Source organism: Stieleria magnilauensis, from assembly GCA_007753675.1.
Taxonomy (GTDB): domain Bacteria; phylum Planctomycetota; class Planctomycetia; order Pirellulales; family Pirellulaceae; genus Stieleria; species Stieleria magnilauensis.
In genome coordinates, this window is the sequence record CP036432.1 from 3,097,485 (window position 1) to 3,114,361 (window position 16,877).

At 58.6% G+C, this 16,877-nt stretch carries 18 protein-coding genes and 1 riboswitch; of the genes, 3 read left to right on the forward strand and 15 right to left on the reverse strand.

Annotation, left to right across the window (positions count from 1 at the left end; all coding sequences use genetic code 11):
• Positions 1 to 17: 17 nt before the first annotated feature.
• The 13 genes from nuoL to TBK1r_RS11145 form a co-directional block, all read right to left on the reverse strand.
• Complete coding sequence (nuoL, locus tag TBK1r_RS11085) at positions 18 to 1,982, reverse strand: NADH-quinone oxidoreductase subunit L (protein ID WP_419581222.1); 1,965 nt, start codon at positions 1,980 to 1,982, stop codon at positions 18 to 20.
• Positions 1,979 to 2,314: an NADH-quinone oxidoreductase subunit NuoK gene (gene nuoK / locus TBK1r_RS11090; protein WP_145210123.1), complete on the reverse strand. Its 336-nt coding sequence runs from the start codon at positions 2,312 to 2,314 to the stop codon at positions 1,979 to 1,981. The genes nuoL and nuoK overlap by 4 nt, the downstream gene beginning before the upstream one ends.
• A 42-nt stretch (positions 2,315 to 2,356) precedes the next feature.
• Complete coding sequence (locus tag TBK1r_RS11095) at positions 2,357 to 2,893, reverse strand: NADH-quinone oxidoreductase subunit J family protein (protein ID WP_145210125.1); 537 nt, start codon at positions 2,891 to 2,893, stop codon at positions 2,357 to 2,359.
• Positions 2,886 to 3,584: a 4Fe-4S binding protein gene (locus tag TBK1r_RS11100; RefSeq protein WP_145210127.1), complete on the reverse strand. Its 699-nt coding sequence runs from the start codon at positions 3,582 to 3,584 to the stop codon at positions 2,886 to 2,888. Before TBK1r_RS11100 ends, TBK1r_RS11095 begins: the two co-directional genes overlap by 8 nt.
• Positions 3,585 to 3,597: 13 nt before the next feature.
• Positions 3,598 to 4,755 (reverse strand): NADH-quinone oxidoreductase subunit NuoH, encoded by a 1,158-nt coding sequence (gene nuoH, locus TBK1r_RS11105; protein ID WP_419581223.1) that lies wholly within the window; start codon positions 4,753 to 4,755, stop codon positions 3,598 to 3,600.
• Between the two features lie 16 nt (positions 4,756 to 4,771).
• On the reverse strand, positions 4,772 to 5,932 hold the full coding sequence (locus TBK1r_RS11110; RefSeq protein WP_145210130.1) for an NADH-quinone oxidoreductase subunit D: 1,161 nt from the start codon (positions 5,930 to 5,932) through the stop codon (positions 4,772 to 4,774).
• Positions 5,929 to 6,396, reverse strand: a complete 468-nt coding sequence (locus TBK1r_RS11115) for an NADH-quinone oxidoreductase subunit C (RefSeq protein ID WP_145210133.1) — start codon at positions 6,394 to 6,396, stop codon at positions 5,929 to 5,931. The genes TBK1r_RS11110 and TBK1r_RS11115 overlap by 4 nt, the downstream gene beginning before the upstream one ends.
• A complete protein-coding gene (locus tag TBK1r_RS11120) occupies positions 6,386 to 7,105 on the reverse strand; it encodes an NADH-quinone oxidoreductase subunit B (RefSeq protein WP_145210136.1) in 720 nt (239 codons plus the stop codon). The genes TBK1r_RS11115 and TBK1r_RS11120 overlap by 11 nt, the downstream gene beginning before the upstream one ends.
• Positions 7,093 to 7,446 (reverse strand): NADH-quinone oxidoreductase subunit A, encoded by a 354-nt coding sequence (locus TBK1r_RS11125; RefSeq protein WP_145210140.1) that lies wholly within the window; start codon positions 7,444 to 7,446, stop codon positions 7,093 to 7,095. The genes TBK1r_RS11120 and TBK1r_RS11125 overlap by 13 nt, the downstream gene beginning before the upstream one ends.
• 179 nt (positions 7,447 to 7,625) lie before the next feature.
• Positions 7,626 to 9,056 carry an NADPH-dependent glutamate synthase gene (gene gltA / locus TBK1r_RS11130; RefSeq protein WP_145210143.1) on the reverse strand — a complete coding sequence of 477 codons (1,431 nt, stop codon included), beginning with the start codon at positions 9,054 to 9,056 and terminating at the stop codon, positions 7,626 to 7,628.
• Positions 9,057 to 9,109: 53 nt separating this feature from the next.
• On the reverse strand, positions 9,110 to 10,009 hold the full coding sequence (locus TBK1r_RS11135; protein WP_145210146.1) for a sulfide/dihydroorotate dehydrogenase-like FAD/NAD-binding protein: 900 nt from the start codon (positions 10,007 to 10,009) through the stop codon (positions 9,110 to 9,112).
• A gap of 378 nt (positions 10,010 to 10,387) precedes the next feature.
• Positions 10,388 to 10,795 (reverse strand): TadE/TadG family type IV pilus assembly protein, encoded by a 408-nt coding sequence (locus TBK1r_RS11140; protein ID WP_145210149.1) that lies wholly within the window; start codon positions 10,793 to 10,795, stop codon positions 10,388 to 10,390.
• An 11-nt stretch (positions 10,796 to 10,806) separates the two neighbouring features.
• On the reverse strand, positions 10,807 to 11,946 hold the full coding sequence (locus tag TBK1r_RS11145) for a TadG family pilus assembly protein (RefSeq protein ID WP_419581224.1): 1,140 nt from the start codon (positions 11,944 to 11,946) through the stop codon (positions 10,807 to 10,809).
• Positions 11,947 to 11,980: 34 nt separating this feature from the next.
• Positions 11,981 to 12,061: riboswitch (cyclic di-GMP riboswitch) on the reverse strand.
• 281 nt (positions 12,062 to 12,342) lie between these two features.
• Here TBK1r_RS11145 and TBK1r_RS11150 point away from each other — a divergent pair.
• Positions 12,343 to 12,675: a hypothetical protein gene (locus tag TBK1r_RS11150; protein WP_145210155.1), complete on the forward strand. Its 333-nt coding sequence runs from the start codon at positions 12,343 to 12,345 to the stop codon at positions 12,673 to 12,675.
• 72 nt (positions 12,676 to 12,747) lie between these two features.
• On the opposite strand, the gene TBK1r_RS11155 is transcribed toward TBK1r_RS11150, so the two are convergent.
• Both TBK1r_RS11155 and prfB read right to left on the reverse strand, forming a co-directional pair.
• The gene (locus TBK1r_RS11155) at positions 12,748 to 13,641 is read right to left on the reverse strand and encodes a hypothetical protein (RefSeq protein ID WP_145210158.1); all 894 of its coding nucleotides are present in this window, start codon (positions 13,639 to 13,641) and stop codon (positions 12,748 to 12,750) included.
• Between the two features lie 326 nt (positions 13,642 to 13,967).
• Complete coding sequence (gene prfB, locus TBK1r_RS11160; protein WP_372895154.1) at positions 13,968 to 15,092, reverse strand: peptide chain release factor 2; 1,125 nt, start codon at positions 15,090 to 15,092, stop codon at positions 13,968 to 13,970.
• 78 nt (positions 15,093 to 15,170) lie between these two features.
• On the opposite strand from prfB, the gene mnmA reads away from it, so the two are divergent.
• Both mnmA and xseB read left to right on the forward strand, forming a co-directional pair.
• Entirely contained in the window at positions 15,171 to 16,349 is a 1,179-nt protein-coding gene (mnmA, locus tag TBK1r_RS11165) for a tRNA 2-thiouridine(34) synthase MnmA (protein WP_145210163.1), read from the forward strand.
• Between the two features lie 18 nt (positions 16,350 to 16,367).
• A complete protein-coding gene (gene xseB / locus TBK1r_RS11170) occupies positions 16,368 to 16,859 on the forward strand; it encodes an exodeoxyribonuclease VII small subunit (RefSeq protein WP_419581225.1) in 492 nt (163 codons plus the stop codon).
• Positions 16,860 to 16,877: the final 18 nt, after the last annotated feature.

The following is a 16,877-nucleotide window of genomic DNA, read 5'->3' on the forward strand; positions in this document are numbered from 1 at the left end:
TTCCTTGCTCAACAGCGCTATCGTTGAACGAGCCACAAAAACAACAGGATCACAATCGTCCCGTTGATCATCCAAATCCCGTATGTCTGAACCTGCCCGGTTTGCAGAACGTTCAACCGAGCCCCGAACCAACGCACCACCGCCGCCGATAAATTCATCGCCGCATCGACCACATGGCGATCGAACCAAGCCGCCGGAGCCGCGATGAATCGAAAAATCATCTTCGTCACCAACAGATAGACTTCATCGATGTAGAACTTGTTCTGAACCAGACGATAAATGCCGCCCATCGAATCAGCCATCGACTGTGCCCGATTCGTCTGCCCCCCGTAAAGCCAAAATGCGGCCCCGATCCCGACCACCGCGGCTGCCACCGATAACCCCATCACCAACAGGTGAGCGTGGAGCTCGACACCGGGCAAAACAAACTGCGAGACGGCAATCCAGCCGCCGCACACGGACATCACCCCGAGCACCACCAACGGGATCGTCATGATCGGCGGGGACTCGTGAGCCTTCGCCGCACCGTCGGACTTGTGTGCCCCCAGAAACGTCAAAATGTAAACACGAAACATGTAAAAAGCGGTCAACGCAGCCACGAACAGCCCCACCCCAAAAATCAGATGGTGCTCCCCGTCCAACGCGGCGCCCAAAATCTCATCCTTTGAAAAGAACCCGGCCAGCGGCGGCACACCGGCAATCGCGATCGTGGCAATCAAGAACGTCGCATGCGTCAACGGCATCTTCTTTCGCAGCCCTCCCATGTCCGCCACGTCATTGCTGTGGACGGCGTGGATCACCGAACCGGCCCCCAGAAACAGCAGCGCCTTAAAGAACGCATGTGTGAACAAATGAAACATCGCAGCACCCAGCCCGGCTGGGTGCTCGGCCGACGCGACGCCCAGCGCCAGCATCATGTAGCCGATCTGGCTGAGCGTTGAGAACGCGAGCACCCGCTTGATGTCCCTCTGCGTGCACGCGATCAACGCGGCAAACAGGCACGTGAAGCAACCGACGGCGGCGACGACGTGGAGCGCGTCTCCCGAAGCCGCGAAACCGGGGAACAGCCTGGCCACCAGATAGACACCGGCGACCACCATCGTGGCCGCATGAATCAGTGCCGACACGGGCGTCGGCCCTGCCATCGCATCGGGCAACCAAACATGGAGCGGAAACATCGCGCTTTTCCCCGCCGCACCGATGAACACCAACAACATCGCAACGGTCAGCAGATCGAGCCCGAAAACCCCCGGCTGAGCTTTCAGATTGGCGAGCACCGGCTCCGAATTGATCGTCGCGAAATCCAATGCCTGCGTCGCGGTCGCCGATTGGAGCGCGGTGGCAGTGACGCCGCCCCATTCCGAATCGACGATCCACTGGTGGACGAAAAAACCGAGCACCAAAATCCCCGCCAAGAAGAACAGATCGGCAAACCGCGTGACGATGAACGCCTTCTTCGACGCCGCGATCGCTTCGGGCAACGTGTAATAAAACCCGATCAGCAGGAACGAACTCACACCGACCAGTTCCCAGAACACGTACATCTGCAACAGGTTCGGCGCCAGCACCAGTCCCAACATGCTGAACGTGAACAAACTGAGGAACACGAAGTACCGTGAATACCCTTCATCGCCCGCCATGTAGCCGATCGAATAAACGTGAACCAGCAAGCTGACGCTCGTCACGACGAACAGCAACAACAGCGAAATCGGATCGATCAGCGTCCCCAATGAAACGACCAAATGATCCTGGTACCGAAGCCATTCGATGCTCCACGTCACCGCGGACGCACCCGCTTCGGCTGAACTCAGGTACGAAAGGCCCAATCCGCACGTCAGCAGAAACGCGGTCCCGATCGCGACCGATCCGATGATCCCGGCGACACGTGCATTCGAGCCGGTGGCAAACAAACCGATCAACAGGATGGAGATCAACGGCAAGGCCGGAATCATCCAGGCATTTTCGAATAGGAATCCGGTCACGACGTGCTGTTCCCCTGATCGCAAATGTGGTTGGCCTGCGTCACATCCAGCGTATGCCGGTGTCGGTAAAAGGACACAAAGATCGCCAACGCGACCACCGCCTCGGCCGCCGCAGCGGCAATGATGAACAACACCAGCACCTGACCATCGACTTCGTCCGACGCGACAAAACGATTGAAAATCAGAATGTTGAGGATTGCCGAATTCAGAGTCATTTCGATCGACAACAAAACACCGACGGCATTACGTCGTGTGAAGATGCCGTACAGACCGATCGAAAACAGCAGCGCCGAAAGCGTCAGCCAATGCGTGATCGTAGGAGTTGGAAACATGTAAAAAGCCCGACGGCGGAGTGTTTTGAGCGGCAATCGTTGTTAGGTATCTTCTGGATCATGTTTGCGAGCGATCACGATGCCGCCGATCAGTGCGGCCAACAGCAACAACGAGATCACTTCGAACGGCACGATGTATCCGTCGCGTTCATTGCTCAATAACTTGCGGCCGATGGCGTGGACGTCTTCATGGGACACGGCCAGGCCTTCCGCGGTCGCGGGCGGAAAGTCCGTGTGCACATAGACCGACAGCGTGACGACAAAAAACGCCGTCGCCACGATTCCTCCCATCACACGGCGGGCAGCGCTGGGCCGTTGTTCAAACGTATGCCCTTCGCTGGTCATCATGATCGCGAACAGCAGCAACACGACGATGCCGCCGATAAAGACCAACACCTGAATCCCGGCGATAAACTCGAATCCCAGCACCAGGATCAGCCCGGCACTCGACCCCAGCACACCGATCAGGCAAACCGCCGATCGCAGCAGACGCCGTCCGAGTACGACACCCAGCGCCAACGCAATCGATGCGACCGCAAACAAGTAGAAGAAAAGGGTCGCGACTGTCCCGTCATGCATCGGTCGGTTTCTCTACGTCCAATTTGGGAATTCCGTCCATTTCGCCGCCGCACATCGGAACCGGGCCCTGATACTTATTCATCGGCTTCATTTGCGCCTTGGCCAGTTCGTCATCCTCGAGCTTGTCAAGTTGACCGGCTGTCGGACCGGCGTATTCGTTCAAGTTGAACACCAGCAGACGCCGGTCGAACACCGACGACTCGAAATCGCCGGTCATTTCCAGCGTGTCGAACGGGCAAACCAGAACACAAATATTACAGAACGTGCACGTGTCCTGGCGCCAGATGAATTGATCCAACGCCGGTTTACCGGTCGCCTCGTTCTTTTTGTCCTTGGTGATGATAATCGAAGCGTTCGGGCAAAGGCGTTCACAGATCTGGCACGCGGTGCATCCGTGTTCGCCTTCCTCGTTGTGAATCAATGACAGCCGGCCACGATACCGCTCGAACATCTCCAGTGTGTCGCGGTTTTCGGGATACTGTTGCGTGACCACCGTTGACGGACGCCGGAAATAACTGAGCGTCGTCAGCAAGCCCCGCACGATGCCCTTGAATGACAACCACAGAATCGAACGCAGGCCGCGTTTCTGCCCCATGATCGACGGGCGCGGCGCGACACAGTTTGATTTCAGTTCGCCGAAATCGATCGGCGGGCATTCGGTTTCCGTCGGGACCGGTGTGGTCGTCGCCATGGCTAGCCGTCATTCATGTCGCGGAAGGAAAAAAATACAATCCGCTCAGCACAACCGTCGCCGCCAAAATGAGATTGGCAAAGCCGATCGGCAACAGCACCTTCCACTCCAGTCGCATCAATTGATCCATCCGAAGTCGTGGAAAGGTCCAGCGGAACCACATCAAAATAAAAATCAGCGTCGCACATTTGCTGCCGAACCAAAAGATCGGGGAGATCACCGGCGGCAACAGGTCCATCACGCTGTTGAAACCTTCGTAGTTCCCGACATGGAACGGCAACCAACCGCCGAAGAAAAAGGTCACCGCCAGCGCCGAGAACACGAACAGGTTGGCGAATTCGGCGAGAAAGAAAAACGAAAATCGCAAGCCGCTGTATTCGGTGTGGTAGCCGCCGGTCAATTCGCTCTCACCCTCGGGTAAATCGAAGGGCGTCCGATTCAGTTCCGCAGTCGACGCGATCACGTACAGGCAAAACGCGACGATCGCGACACCATGCCCTCTCCAAATCCACCATCCTTGCTGTTGACTTTCAATGATCTCTGAAACCTTCAAGGTGCCCGAAAACAGGACCACCACCAACAGCGCGATGGTCAGCGAGACCTCGTAGGAAATCATCTGCGCGCCGGCTCGCATCGCCCCCAACAGCGACCACTTGTTGTTGCTGCTCCAGCCGCCCATCAGAATCCCCATCACGCCCAAACCGCTGACCGCCGCGATGTAGACCACCCCCACATTCATGTCGACGACCTGAATGCCCGGCGCCAGCGGGACGATCGCCAACAATAAAATCGTCGCGGTGATGCTGAAGATCGGTGCGCCGATGAAGATCACCTTGTCGCCGTCGCCGGGCTCGATCCCCTCCTTGAACAACAGCTTGATGCCGTCGGCCAGCGACTGAAGCACGCCGTGCGGACCGACCCGCATCGGCCCCAATCGACACTGAAAGTGACCGGCGACCTTGCGCTCGATGTAGCTCATCACCAATCCCAACACGGAAACCGCGGTGAGCACGGCGACCAAGCCGATCACGATGTACATCACCGCACCCCAGACGCCCGACTCCAACGCCCGACTGGCACGGTCGGCCAACGACATCGCCGGCGCGGCAAACGCCTCGCTCGTTTGAACGGACAGTGTCAGCGAAAGTGGATTCAACAAAGCATCTGCCACGGCAATGGGTTTCTCCTTATCGATCGATGTCTGGGATGACCAGATCCAGAGAGGACATGGCCCCGATCAACGAGGCGATGTAGTCGCCCTTGATCATGGGTTCCAGGCACCACAGGTTGTTGAAGTTCGGAGAGCGATAATGCAACCGATACGGCTCGTCCTTCTTGTCCGACGCGATGAACACGCCCAAGACCCCTCGCGCCGTTTCCAGTTGGCTGTAGTAGCGACCTTCCGGAATCTTGATCTTGGAATTCAGTTTCTTGACCAGGAAATCGCCCGGCGGGATGTTATCGAGCAGCTGCTCGACAATGTTCAGCGACTGACGCATCTCCTCCACCCGCACCCAATAGCGGTCCCAACTGTCACCGATCGTGCCGACGGGAACTTCAAAGTCCGCTTGATCGTAGACGCCGTACGGGTGGTCTTTCCGCAAATCGAACGCGACGCCCGACCCTCGCAGAACCGGCCCGGTGGCCCCGTATTGGACCGCCGTCTGCGGCGACAGAATGCCGACGTTGCGAAGACGTTCTTGGATGATGACGTTGTTGGTCAACAGGTCATCGTATTCGTCCAACTTGGGGCGGAAGTACTTGATGAATTCCTTGACGCGATGGACAAAATTCGGATGAATGTCCGCCATCAACCCGCCGGGCAGCACATAGTTCATCGTCAGCCGGGCACCGACGGTCTCTTCCATCACATCGTTGAGGACCTCGCGATCGCGGATCCCGTACAGGAACGGCGTGAACGCCCCCAAATCCATCCCCAACACGCCCCACCACAATTGATGGCTCTGAATCCGTTCCAGCTCGGCAAAGATCGTGCGAATGTATTGAATGCGTGAATTGACCTCGATCCCCGCCGCTTCTTCTACTGCCTTAGACACCGCCCAGTTGTTCATGATCGACGAAAGGTAATCCATCCGATCGGTCAGATGAACACAATTCATGTAGTTCATGTGCTCGGAGATCTTCTCGATGCTGCGGTGGATGTACCCGAGCACGGGGATACATCGAAGCACCCGTTCGCCGTCCAACTTCAACACCAGCCGTAACACGCCGTGGGTCGACGGGTGCTGGGGGCCCATGTTGACGAAATACTCTTGGGTGTCCGGCGAACGGTCGTCGCCGCTGGCCTGCTCCACGAGTTCCTTCAGTGACGAAACTTCTACGGTCATCTTGGCCTGTCGAGCATAAAGTCGTCTTGGTAGTCCTTCCGCAAGGGAAACCCGACCCAATCGTCTTCCAAGAACAGTCTCCTGAGATCCGGATGATCGTCGTACAACACGCCGAACAGGTCGTAGACTTCCCGTTCCTGCCACTCCGCGACCGGGTGCACACGACAGAGCGTCGGCACGCGAGGGTCGTCCCGCGGGACAAACACGCTGACGGAAAGAAAATGTTTGTGCTTGAAGGAGTAGAGTTGATAGATCAGCTCGAACTGTCCGCGATCGATCCAATCGACCGCCACGTGATCGAGCAATTGGGCAAACGCAAACTGGGGCTCGTCGCGGAGACGGCGAACGATCGCTGGCAGGGCACTCGCCTCGACAACAACTGCCGCTCGGTCGGCGTTGGCGTCCAAGGGGCTGACGGCCGCGTCGAGTTCACAAACGGCCGCTTGCAGGGCTTCACGTTCCATCACCCGCCCCGCTTTCGTTCGCCCCGCTCTTGCCGGAGCTTTGTTCGTTCAATCCGCTCGGCCACTTCAGCTTGTCGACGGCATGCTGGACGTCGACCACGTTCTCCTTGACGAGTAACTCCTTCATCTCCCCTTGGATGTCTTCCAACGTGATCCCCTCGGGCAGCGCGCTGATGACGGGTTTGCGGCGAACACCGGGCTCGCGAATCGTCTCGCCTTCCTTGATCATTTTTTGCAACGTCAACAAGCCATGGAACAACTGCTCGGGACGCGGGGGACAACCGGGAACGTAAACGTCGACGGGAATGATCTCGTCGGCCCCCCGCACGGTCGTGTAGGAATGATAGATGAATGGGCCGCCTGAAATCGTGCAGGCGCCCGTCGCGATCACGTACCTCGGCTCCGCCATCTGCTCGTACAACGTCCGCAACCGCGGAGCCATCCGTTTGACGATCGTGCCCGCCAGAATCAACAGGTCGGCCTGACGCGGCGACGGCCGCGCGACCTCGGCACCGAATCGTGCCAAATCGTGTCGCGGTCCTCCCGTGGCCATCAACATCTCGATCGCACAGCAACTGGTGCCGAACGTCAAGGGCCAAAGACTGCTGGCACGGGCCCAGTTGATGATCTCGTCAAACCGGGTCACCAAGACGTTGCCGCCGGGCACCTTTTCCAATGCACCGGGAAGCTTGTCCGTTACGATTCCCATTCCAGAACCCCCTTTTTCCAGGCATACGCCAGGCCGACGACCAGAACAAGTACAAACATCACGACCTCGACCAGCCCGATCATTCCGAGTTCGCGAAGCACCACGGCCCAGGGAAATAAAAACGCCGCTTCGACATCGAACACCAAAAACAGGATCGCAAACAAATAGTAGGCGACGTTGAAATTGATCGAAGACGATCCGATCGTTTCCTCACCACATTCATACGGTGACTGCTTCACCTTGGTCGGGTTTCGCGGTGCCAACAAGTAAGACGCAAGGATACCGCCAAGTACCATCGCGATCCCCAGCACGACGAACAGAAAGACAAATAGATAGTCCATGTCTGGCAATTGCACTCGGCAACCAAAGTGGAACGACAACAAGACCGACGATGTCCGCATCCAAGCCGTTGGACGGCTCTCAGTGAAGTGACGCCCGCCCTTATCTTACCCGTTCCCGCGTGGAGAATCTACAGACCGCCGAGATCGATCGACGGGACAATCACTCTACCACTGTCACTCTACCACTGTCCCGTTTCCAAAAACTCATGCATCGACCGCGCCGCCACCCGACCGGCGCCCATCGCCAAGATCACCGTGGCGGCACCGCTGACGATGTCGCCGCCGGCGAACACGCCGCGTTTGTTGGTCCGCAACGTCTCTTCATCGGCAACGATGTAGCCCCATTTGTTGGTCGCCATGTCCGGTGTGGTCGACTGCACCAACGGATTGGCACCGGTGCCAATGGCGACGACCGCCATGTCGATCGGCATCACAAATTCAGAGCCTTCGATCGGGACCGGACGCCGACGCCCCGATTCGTCCGCTTCACCGAGTTCCATCTTGACCAACTTGACTCCGGACAAATTGCCTTCTTCGTTGCCGACAAACTCCAGCGGGTTGTGCAGGTTCATGAACTGCACGCCTTCGTCCTTGGCATGATGCACCTCTTCACCCCGGGCCGGCATTTCTTCCTCGCTGCGGCGGTAGATGATGTAGGCGTTCTTGGCGCCCAATCGCAACGCCGACCGAACCGAATCCATCGCCGTATTTCCGCCGCCGACGATCGCCACGTTGCGGCCGCGGCAATCATAAATCGGTGAATCGTATTGATCGGGATCGTAGGCCTTCATCAGGTTCACTCGCGTCAGAAACTCGTTCGCCGAGTAGACGCCGGCCAGCTGCTCACCGGGAATGTTCATGAACTTCGGCAGCCCCGCCCCGGTGGCGATGAACACCGCATCGTAGCCTTCTTCATTGAACAGCTCGTCGATGGTGACCGTCTTGCCGATGACGACGTTGGTTTGAAAGTCGATGCCCATCGCCCGCATGTTCTCGACTTCTTGCCGAACGATTTCTTTGGGCAAACGAAACTCGGGGATGCCATAGATCAACACGCCGCCGATTTCGTGAAGCGCCTCAAACACGGTCACCTCGTGGCCTTTCAACGACAGGTCGCCGGCGCAGCTCAATCCCGCCGGTCCGCTGCCGACGATCGCAACTTTCTTGCCCGTCAGCGGTGCGCGTTCGGGTAGCCCCACCTGGCCCGTCTGGCGTTCGTAATCGGCCACAAATCGTTCGATGTGCCCGATCGCCAACGAATTAAAACGCCGGGCCAACACGCAGGCGCCCTCGCATTGGTTCTCCTGGGGACAAACACGCCCCGTGACCGCCGGCAACACGTTGTCTTCGCGCAGCTTGGCGGCTGCGGACAGGTACTCACCCTCGCGAACCAAATCGACGACTTCACGGATCTGCACACCCACCGGACAGCCGTGCGTGCACTTCGGATCGGCACAGGTCAAACAACGCTGCGACTCGCGCTGCGCGATCGCTTCGGTCAAGCCCAAGTTGACCTCGTCAAAGTTATGCGCCCGCTGGCATGCCTCCTGTTCGGGCATGACCTGGCGGGGAATTTTGGTGCGCTCTTTGGGAGGAAGTTTATCTACCATTGATCAGAATCTGTATGGTGCGTAGATGGCGTCTGACGTGTGACCCTTGACTTTCAAACCGTCCGTGGACCGACTTCCGGAAACTTCTGCTCCATGTGGCAATGGTGAGCTTCCTCCAGGTCGTCAGTCGGATCGACCTCGAATGCTTCCAACGATTCCTGTTCGCGATCACGGTACATCTTGTTGCGCTGGATCAGATTGGTGAAATCGACTTGATGCGCGTCAAACTCCGGTCCATCGACACAGGCGAATTTGCATTCCTTGCCGACGTACACTCGACATCCGCCGCACATGCCGGTGCCATCGACCATGATCGGATTCAAACTGACGATGGTCGGGATCTGATGCGGGCGTGTGACCTCGGCGACCGCCCGCATCATCGGGATCGGACCGATCGCCAACACGTGATCGATGGTTCGCCCCTGATCGATCAACGCTTGCAACTTCTGTGTGACGAAGCCGTGTTCGCCGCAGCTGCCGTCGTCGGTCATCAAATACAGTTCGTCGCTGGTCGCGCGAACCTCGTCTTCCAAAATCAACAACGACTGATTGCGGGCACCAACGATCGTGATCACGTGGTTGCCGGCTTGTTTCATCGCGACCGCGGTTGGGTAGGCGATGGCCGTTCCCACGCCGCCCCCGATGACGACGACCGTGCCGAACTTCTTGATCTCCGACGGCTCGCCCAAGGGGCCGACCACGTCCAAGATCGAATCGCCGGCTTCGAGTTGATTGAGCAGTCGCGTCGTCTTGCCGACACCCTGAACGATGATCGTGATCGTCCCCTCTTCGACGTCCGAGTCGGCAATCGTCAACGGGATTCGCTCGCCGTGCTCGTGGATGCGGACGATCACAAACTGCCCCGCCTGCCGCTTGCGGGCAATCCGAGGCGCTTCGACACGGAACAACTTGACATCGCCAGAGAGAAAGCGAGATTCTTTGATGGGAAACATGGCGGGCGTGGTGTGGAGTGCGACCCCGTACGCTGGGCGGATCGGCCGGCGGCACGTGAGTTGGAAACACCTGATCCGATGAACGGGCGGCCTTTCGTGCAAGCACGACTCGTGCTGCCTGCCGCTCAGCTGCCGCAAATACCATGCCTGCTGCTGACGTTCGTTTCCCGAAACGGTCACGCACGCGGTAAAAGGGACGCGACCGATGTGAAGAATGCCGACAGATCCGGCCAGTCGCCCCATTGTCACCCGCTGCAGAGAATGTGCCCCACCGAAGCGCAATTCAAGATCGCGTGCGCCATATCGCACACACCTGTCGGGCTGACTGCACGAACGAAGCCATGCGGGACCAATCCGACTGGCAACAATCCGGGTTGCTCAATCCAACCGCTCGGACCGCATCTTGGTCGTGGCGCTGAGTGTCACTCCGTTCAAAAACGAGCCGTTGATCCAGCCGATCTCGTTGTAGCCGACCTCCACTTTCACCGTGATCTGTTCATTGTCAAACGCGGCACTGGGGTCTGGATCCACCGTCACATCCGACGGCGAGACGCTGACGGATGCATCGGACAAAAATTCGACGACCTTCTGCTTGACCGAATCGGCGGTCGCATCCGGCAGGGCGGCCTCGCGAGCGCCCTCTCGCGATGCATTGGTCAGTAATTGTTGGACCATCATCCCTCGACCGAACTCGATGATCCCTAACACCAAGAGGATCAAGAATGGCGCTACCAACGCGAACTCCACCGCGGCGGCCCCCTTTCGTCTACGTCGAAGTGCGTTCATTCAATCAAACCTTATTGCACGATCACGGGCGGAGAGTAAATGCTCTGGCTGGTCCCACTGACGCCAGGGGCCGCTTGAACAACGCCTTTGAATGTGACGTTGGCTGGCTGGACGCTGACATATTTGTTTCCGCCGGTCAGATTGACGGCAACGATCCGGACACCGACAAACTTCACGATCACGAACTTCGCATTGTTGCCGTTGCCCGAGACGTCACGATAGATGGGAATGATGACCGGTTTTCCGGCAATGGACTCGAGATCATCCTTCACGCTGGCACTCAAGCCGGGATCACCGCCGAGGATCAATTCTCCGGTATCATCCAGCGCCAGTGAACCGCCGTGATAATCGAGGTCGGACTGTGAAAGTCCGTCACGAATTTGCCCGGCCAGATGCTTGGTGGAATTGGAGGACTGGCCGATATTGACCGTTCCAAAGTTTCCCGAGCTTGAAGTCCTCGTCGGGAACAACACGACTTCAGGAATACCGTCGGGAGTGGCGTCGACCGACTGGCTAATCGCGTCGTATCCCCAATCGTCGGCACCCCGACTTACTTGTTGCTCCCAATAGTCTTCGTCAACCGTGATTGGCAGAAACGGGACATTGGCACCGGACCCAGGGACCTTGAATCCGCCAACGTTCTTGATGATCGCTGCGGTGGCCTCGGCACGCAGCATCATGCTCGAATAGCCGAAGATATTTGCAAAGAATAGACCGACTTCCCCGTTCCGATCCGCCGTTTGGCTCACTTTGACACGCACCGCATTGTATTGTTCAGGCTCATCAAACGTCATCGGCCCGTGTGGATTACTGAAATCGATCCTGCCCACGACGATGTCACCGTCCGAATCGGCGTTGAAGGTATTCCTGTGGACGGTCACCTGTCGATCCAGCACCGGATTGTCTTCGACGTACTGCTTGGCAGTGCGTCGCGTGTCGGTGATGATTCGATACGCATTGCCGTCCTTGCGAAATTCTAAGACGGCTGCGTGCGCGGCCGCGTCGGCCGACCGCTGCAGATCCGATTGCGCCACCATCAGTACGCCTAGGTCAACGGCGCAGGCAACCATCCCCAGTACGACGACGAGCAACACCGCGACAAGCACGGCGACGGCACCACGCCGACGCCCGATTTGATTGGACTTTATCATTTGACACTCGGAGCACACTTGACGCCCCAGCATCACGGGTAGCTTGGCGGTCTCTTCGTTTCAGAGATCCATAGCTTTGCGTCCCGGCCTCACGACCGGTTTGCCTTTATCTGCGACTGGAATTGTGGCGAATTGGACTAGTAAACTGCTCGAACGCTATGTCATTGCCGGACAGACGCAAATTCAGAATTGCCTCTGGGACGCGAAGAGGCTGACTTTAGGGATCTCCCTCGCGCCGGAGCAGTCAGACGGCCGAGAAGCCAGAACCTCTGCTGGTCCGGAAACGCGATGTCGCCGGACGGACCGGAGGTGTCACCCGGCCGGCGATGAGATGTTTAGCCGAGGAAGACCGATTCCTCGGCCGATTTCCACCACCGCCGAACGGGAGACACCGCCATGACCAAGTATTTTGTCCAATCAGGAACGCTTCGCACCACCGTCCAAGCCGAATCGTCTCGCAAGGCGGCGCTGTGGGCGGTCCATCAAGCCATGCAGCAAGTCTTACCGGTCGACGACACCGATGGCAAAACGGCTCAATCGAAAATGGAGTCGGCGGCGACCGGCGGGATTCGCGTGATGGATGAGATCGTCCGCGTCAGTGAACTCGGTTTCGACCGCGAGGACGCGCCGGTGCTCTCCACGATGGACGTCGTCCGCCAATGGAATGAGATGTTTGCGGCGCTGGACCGCTTGCAACGGATGCTGCACGAAGGTGCCGTGGCGGCGTGACCGCACCCTCAGCCATGCGTTCGACGGACCGCCGGAGTCACGCCCGATGGAAGGTGTTAGCGGAACTACTGGTCAGCCGACGCGTTCGGCGATCACGCGCAATTGTGCCGCAGCGTCGGTGAGAGAAGCGTCTGGATAACTTCCTTCAAACGCATCCTCGTCGTCGTCGATCTCATCGACTTCAATGTAGACCTCTTCCTCGGCCGCCTCTTGAATCGGAGCCTTTTGCGGCGCGGGCGCCGGCCTGTCGACGCGCCGCACTTCGCGTCGTTGAGAGGAAGCCATCGGGACGTATTGCGACTCCAGCGCCGCGCAGGCCAAGGACTCGCGCGTCTGACGTCTCACACGATCCCGCCGTTCTTCCTGCGACGCGTCGGGAAACAAACCGCGGCACGGACGGTTCACCAGGGTCGCCACCAGCAACGTCAGTGCAGCCACGATCCCAAGCAACGGGATTTCATAGGTTGCCCCGACAACCACCGTGATCGACAACACGAACGCAAGCAGAGCTTTGAACAAATAGTCCGATGCCGACGCCGCCAGCGCAACCGTCCAGTGCGATGCCGTCGCACGAGACGCTTTGGTCTGCGATGACGCTGTCTGCGCCAATCGGCTGGCCGTGTCGATGAATAGATGAAGCACCTTTGCAACGAAGCGCAGCAAGGCAAACGCGATCACCAACATCGGAAGCGGAAACGTGGCAACACCCGAGTGATCCGGGAAATAGAGAAACAAGAACACCGCCGCGACACACAAGACAGCGATCGTCCCGCGAATGACAAGCCGCAACTGATGCGATGCTTCGAATGCCGCGACTGCAGCCGACACCGCGCGTGATTCGGACACCACCAGCGGTTTACCGTGGACCTCTGTCGATGCCTGTCCACTGATCACTTGGGGGCCGGCTTCAACGCCACGGGACCTGTCGAGGCCACTCGCCCGTTCGGTTTGACTAATCATGCCCATGATAGCCAAGCTCCAGTTGGTACTTGTAAGACTGGGCGGTGGATCCTCTCATCATCAAGCTCCTTGCCATGGCAACCTTCGGTCGCGAGCTGCTTCATGATGCACAAAAGAGTGAGAGGGATCATCCGCTCATTGATTCGATCTGTTCTCCCTGCCGACGATGTCTGCACCTCCGTTATAGCCAGCACGCACAGGCTGTCGAGGAAATTCAGCGGGGAACATCAATCAATTCACAGCCATTATCCGATACGCCATCAATCTGATGAACAGCACCACACCACCATGGTGGGGTCATGTAATGAAGCTGACGGCGCGCGGGCGATCACTCAATCTTCATCGGCGGTGACCGCGGTCTTTCCACCCGCCCGCCAACGCAAAAAGGCGTCCAGAAAACCTTGCAGTTCGCTGCCGTCGATGACACTGTTGAAATTGCCGACGTAGTGTCCGGTCCTGGCATCTTTGACGCGCTGGTCGGGGTGCAAGAAGTAGTTGCGAATCTGGCTGCCGAAACCGGTCCTGGCCTGGGTGCCATACTTCGCCGCCGTTTCCGCTTCGCGTCGCTCCTCTTCCAATCGGGCCATTTTGGCGCGAAGCATCTTCCACGCGTTGGCCTTGTTCTGGTGCTGGCTGCGTTCGCTTTGGCACTGCACCACCGTATTGGTGGGGATGTGAGTGAGACGAATGGCGCTGTCGGTTTTGTTGACGTGCTGGCCACCGGCACCACTGGCGCGAAACGTGTCGGTCCGAACGTCCTTCTCTTCGATTTCGACCTCAATGGAATCATCGATTTCAGGCGCGACGCTGACCGCAGCAAAACTGGTCTGCCGCTTGCCTTCACTGTTGAACGGGCTGATGCGAACCAAGCGGTGCATGCCCTCCTCGCCTTTCAGGTAGCCATAGGCCATCGGCCCACGGATGGCGATCGAGGCACTGTTGATGCCTGCTTCTTCGTTTTCGTGTCGGTCAAGCAATTGGATCTTGTAGTCTTGGTTGACCGCCCAAGCGGAGTACATCCGCAACATGATGTCGGCCCAGTCGTTGGCATCGGTCCCGCCGTCGCGGGCGTTGATGGTCAGAATCGCTCCGGCGCTGTCGTTGGGACCATCGAGCAGGGCTTTCAGCTCCAAATCATCCAGAATGTTTTCCAAGCGTGAAAGTTCCTGGCTGACCTCGGCGGCAACCGATTCGTCCTCGTCCGCCATCTCCATCAAGACACTTAAGTCCTCGACGCTGCTGGACAATTCGTTCATCGGGCCGACAATGGCTTTGAGAGCCTTGAGCTCGCCGACCGTTTTTTGAGCCGACTCGTTGTCGTCCCAAAAGTCCGGCTGGCCCATCTTGGCTTCGATTTTTTTGATCTGCCCCGCCTTGCCGCGATGGTCCAAGGACTCGGCGAGCAGTTTCAGGCGTTTTTCGATTTTTTCACTGCGCTGAACCAGTTCCGCGTCCATCAGTGATCACATCCTTTTCGCCGATCACGACGAATACTTGACATTGAGAAGACTTTCCAGAGAGGTTGAAAACTATACATGGCACGCGTGGTCCTGGCGATGAGTGGGGGAGTCGATTCGAGTGTGGCGGCACATCTGTTGCTCGAGGCCGGACACGAGGTGATCGGCGTGTTCATGCGCCACGGCGAGGAGTCCAGCGAAGTCTGCAAGGTGGATCGCGGTGCGGCCCCATCCGCCCCGGCAGGTCAGGCTTCAGCCCCGTCGCTGCCCGTCCTGGGGGGCCTGGCGAGCGGGCGTGCCGACCACAAACAGGGCTGCTGCACCGCCAGCGATGCCGCCGACGCCAAACGCGTCGCCGCTAAATTCGGCATCCCCTTCTACGCACTGGATCTGCAAGCCGATTTCCGACGCATCGTCGATTACTTTGTCGATGACTACTTGAATGGACGCACACCGAATCCTTGCGTGAAATGCAATCATTGGATCAAGTTCGGCCGCCTGTTCGACTACGCCGCCGGTGTCGAAGCTGACTTTCTCGCCACCGGGCACTACGCCAGGATGATCGACGGCCAGTTGCACCGCGGATTGGACGGCCACAAAGATCAGTCTTACGCGCTGTTCGGAATTGGCAAGAGCCGTTTGCCACGAATGTTGTTGCCGGTCGGCGACTACGAAAAAACCGAAATCCGCAAGATCGCCGAAAGCCTCCAGCTGGGCGTCGCGGGGAAACGCGATAGCCAGGAAATCTGTTTTGTCACCCAAGGCCACCACAGCGATTTCGTCAAAGCTCGCCGCCCCGAACTGGTCGGCACCACGGCCGGCGACTTCGTCACCACCGACGGCCGGGTCGTCGGCTCACACGATGGCTACGAAGCGTTCACCGTCGGCCAACGAAAGGGCCTCGGGATCGCCCTGGGCACGCCCCACTTCGTGATCCGGATCGACCCCGAAACCAATCAAGTGGTGCTCGGGGAGAAAGAATCGCTGGCGTGCGGGCAACTGACGGCCGGGGATGCAAACTGGTTGGTCTCGCCGGAATCGCTCAGCCGCCTGGCCTCGTCCGACGCCGGAACCGGCGGGCTGTCGGTCCAAATCCGCTACAACGGATCCCCCCAACCGGCCTCGGTCGAAGTCGACCCGGGATCGCCGGATCGATTCACCGTTCACTTCGACGCCCCCGTCGACGCCGTCGCGCCCGGCCAAGCCGCCGTCGTCTACCACGGCACCCAAGTCCTCGGAGGCGGCTGGATCGAGTGACGCCGCCGGAACGCTCCCGTGGGCTCTGAGACAACTCGACAAACGCCGCCACATCGCGAGAATTGGCGAATCAGGCGGCACTGCATCGCCCCCTTCAACGACATCAGCACGGCGATCGGCGGAATCATGGCAAAGAAGAAATCAAGTGAATCGGCTTCCTCCAACGGCGAACCGGGACCCCAAGTCGACTTCGAATCGGCGCTCGCGGAAGTCGAAACCGTCGTCGAAATGCTCGAAGGCGGGGAGCTCGGACTGTCCGAATCACTTGTCCAGTACGAACGCGGCATCGAAAAAATCAAGCTTTGCCACCAAGTTCTCCAGCAAGCGGAAAAACGTATCGCGGTGCTGACCAGTGTCGATGAGGACGGGACGGCGTCGGTCGAACCGGTGGACACCGGAGAGGGCAGCCGAACCCCCGCTAGCAGCGGCCGCTCCGCATCAGGCCGAAAGCCGGCCAGAAAGACGCGCGGGCCGGTCAGCGACGTGGACGAAAACGAGGGGCTTTTTTAAGCTGTACAGTGTGGGGAT

What these genes read in the sequence shown, in the direction of transcription:
- nuoK (WP_145210123.1), bottom strand. Translation starts at nt 2,314, where the DNA reads ATGTTTCCAACTCCTACGATCACGCATTGGCTGACGCTTTCGGCGCTG.
- TBK1r_RS11095 (WP_145210125.1), bottom strand. Translation starts at nt 2,893, where the DNA reads ATGCATGACGGGACAGTCGCGACCCTTTTCTTCTACTTGTTTGCGGTC.
- TBK1r_RS11100 (WP_145210127.1), bottom strand. Translation starts at nt 3,584, where the DNA reads ATGGCGACGACCACACCGGTCCCGACGGAAACCGAATGCCCGCCGATC.
- TBK1r_RS11110 (WP_145210130.1), bottom strand. Translation starts at nt 5,932, where the DNA reads ATGACCGTAGAAGTTTCGTCACTGAAGGAACTCGTGGAGCAGGCCAGC.
- TBK1r_RS11115 (WP_145210133.1), bottom strand. Translation starts at nt 6,396, where the DNA reads ATGGAACGTGAAGCCCTGCAAGCGGCCGTTTGTGAACTCGACGCGGCC.
- TBK1r_RS11120 (WP_145210136.1), bottom strand. Translation starts at nt 7,105, where the DNA reads ATGGGAATCGTAACGGACAAGCTTCCCGGTGCATTGGAAAAGGTGCCC.
- TBK1r_RS11125 (WP_145210140.1), bottom strand. Translation starts at nt 7,446, where the DNA reads ATGGACTATCTATTTGTCTTTCTGTTCGTCGTGCTGGGGATCGCGATG.
- gltA (WP_145210143.1), bottom strand. Translation starts at nt 9,056, where the DNA reads ATGGTAGATAAACTTCCTCCCAAAGAGCGCACCAAAATTCCCCGCCAG.
- TBK1r_RS11135 (WP_145210146.1), bottom strand. Translation starts at nt 10,009, where the DNA reads ATGTTTCCCATCAAAGAATCTCGCTTTCTCTCTGGCGATGTCAAGTTG.
- TBK1r_RS11140 (WP_145210149.1), bottom strand. Translation starts at nt 10,795, where the DNA reads ATGAACGCACTTCGACGTAGACGAAAGGGGGCCGCCGCGGTGGAGTTC.
- TBK1r_RS11145 (WP_419581224.1), bottom strand. Translation starts at nt 11,946, where the DNA reads ATGATAAAGTCCAATCAAATCGGGCGTCGGCGTGGTGCCGTCGCCGTG.
- TBK1r_RS11150 (WP_145210155.1), top strand. Translation starts at nt 12,343, where the DNA reads ATGACCAAGTATTTTGTCCAATCAGGAACGCTTCGCACCACCGTCCAA.
- TBK1r_RS11155 (WP_145210158.1), bottom strand. Translation starts at nt 13,641, where the DNA reads ATGGGCATGATTAGTCAAACCGAACGGGCGAGTGGCCTCGACAGGTCC.
- prfB (WP_372895154.1), bottom strand. Translation starts at nt 15,092, where the DNA reads ATGGACGCGGAACTGGTTCAGCGCAGTGAAAAAATCGAAAAACGCCTG.
- mnmA (WP_145210163.1), top strand. Translation starts at nt 15,171, where the DNA reads ATGGCACGCGTGGTCCTGGCGATGAGTGGGGGAGTCGATTCGAGTGTG.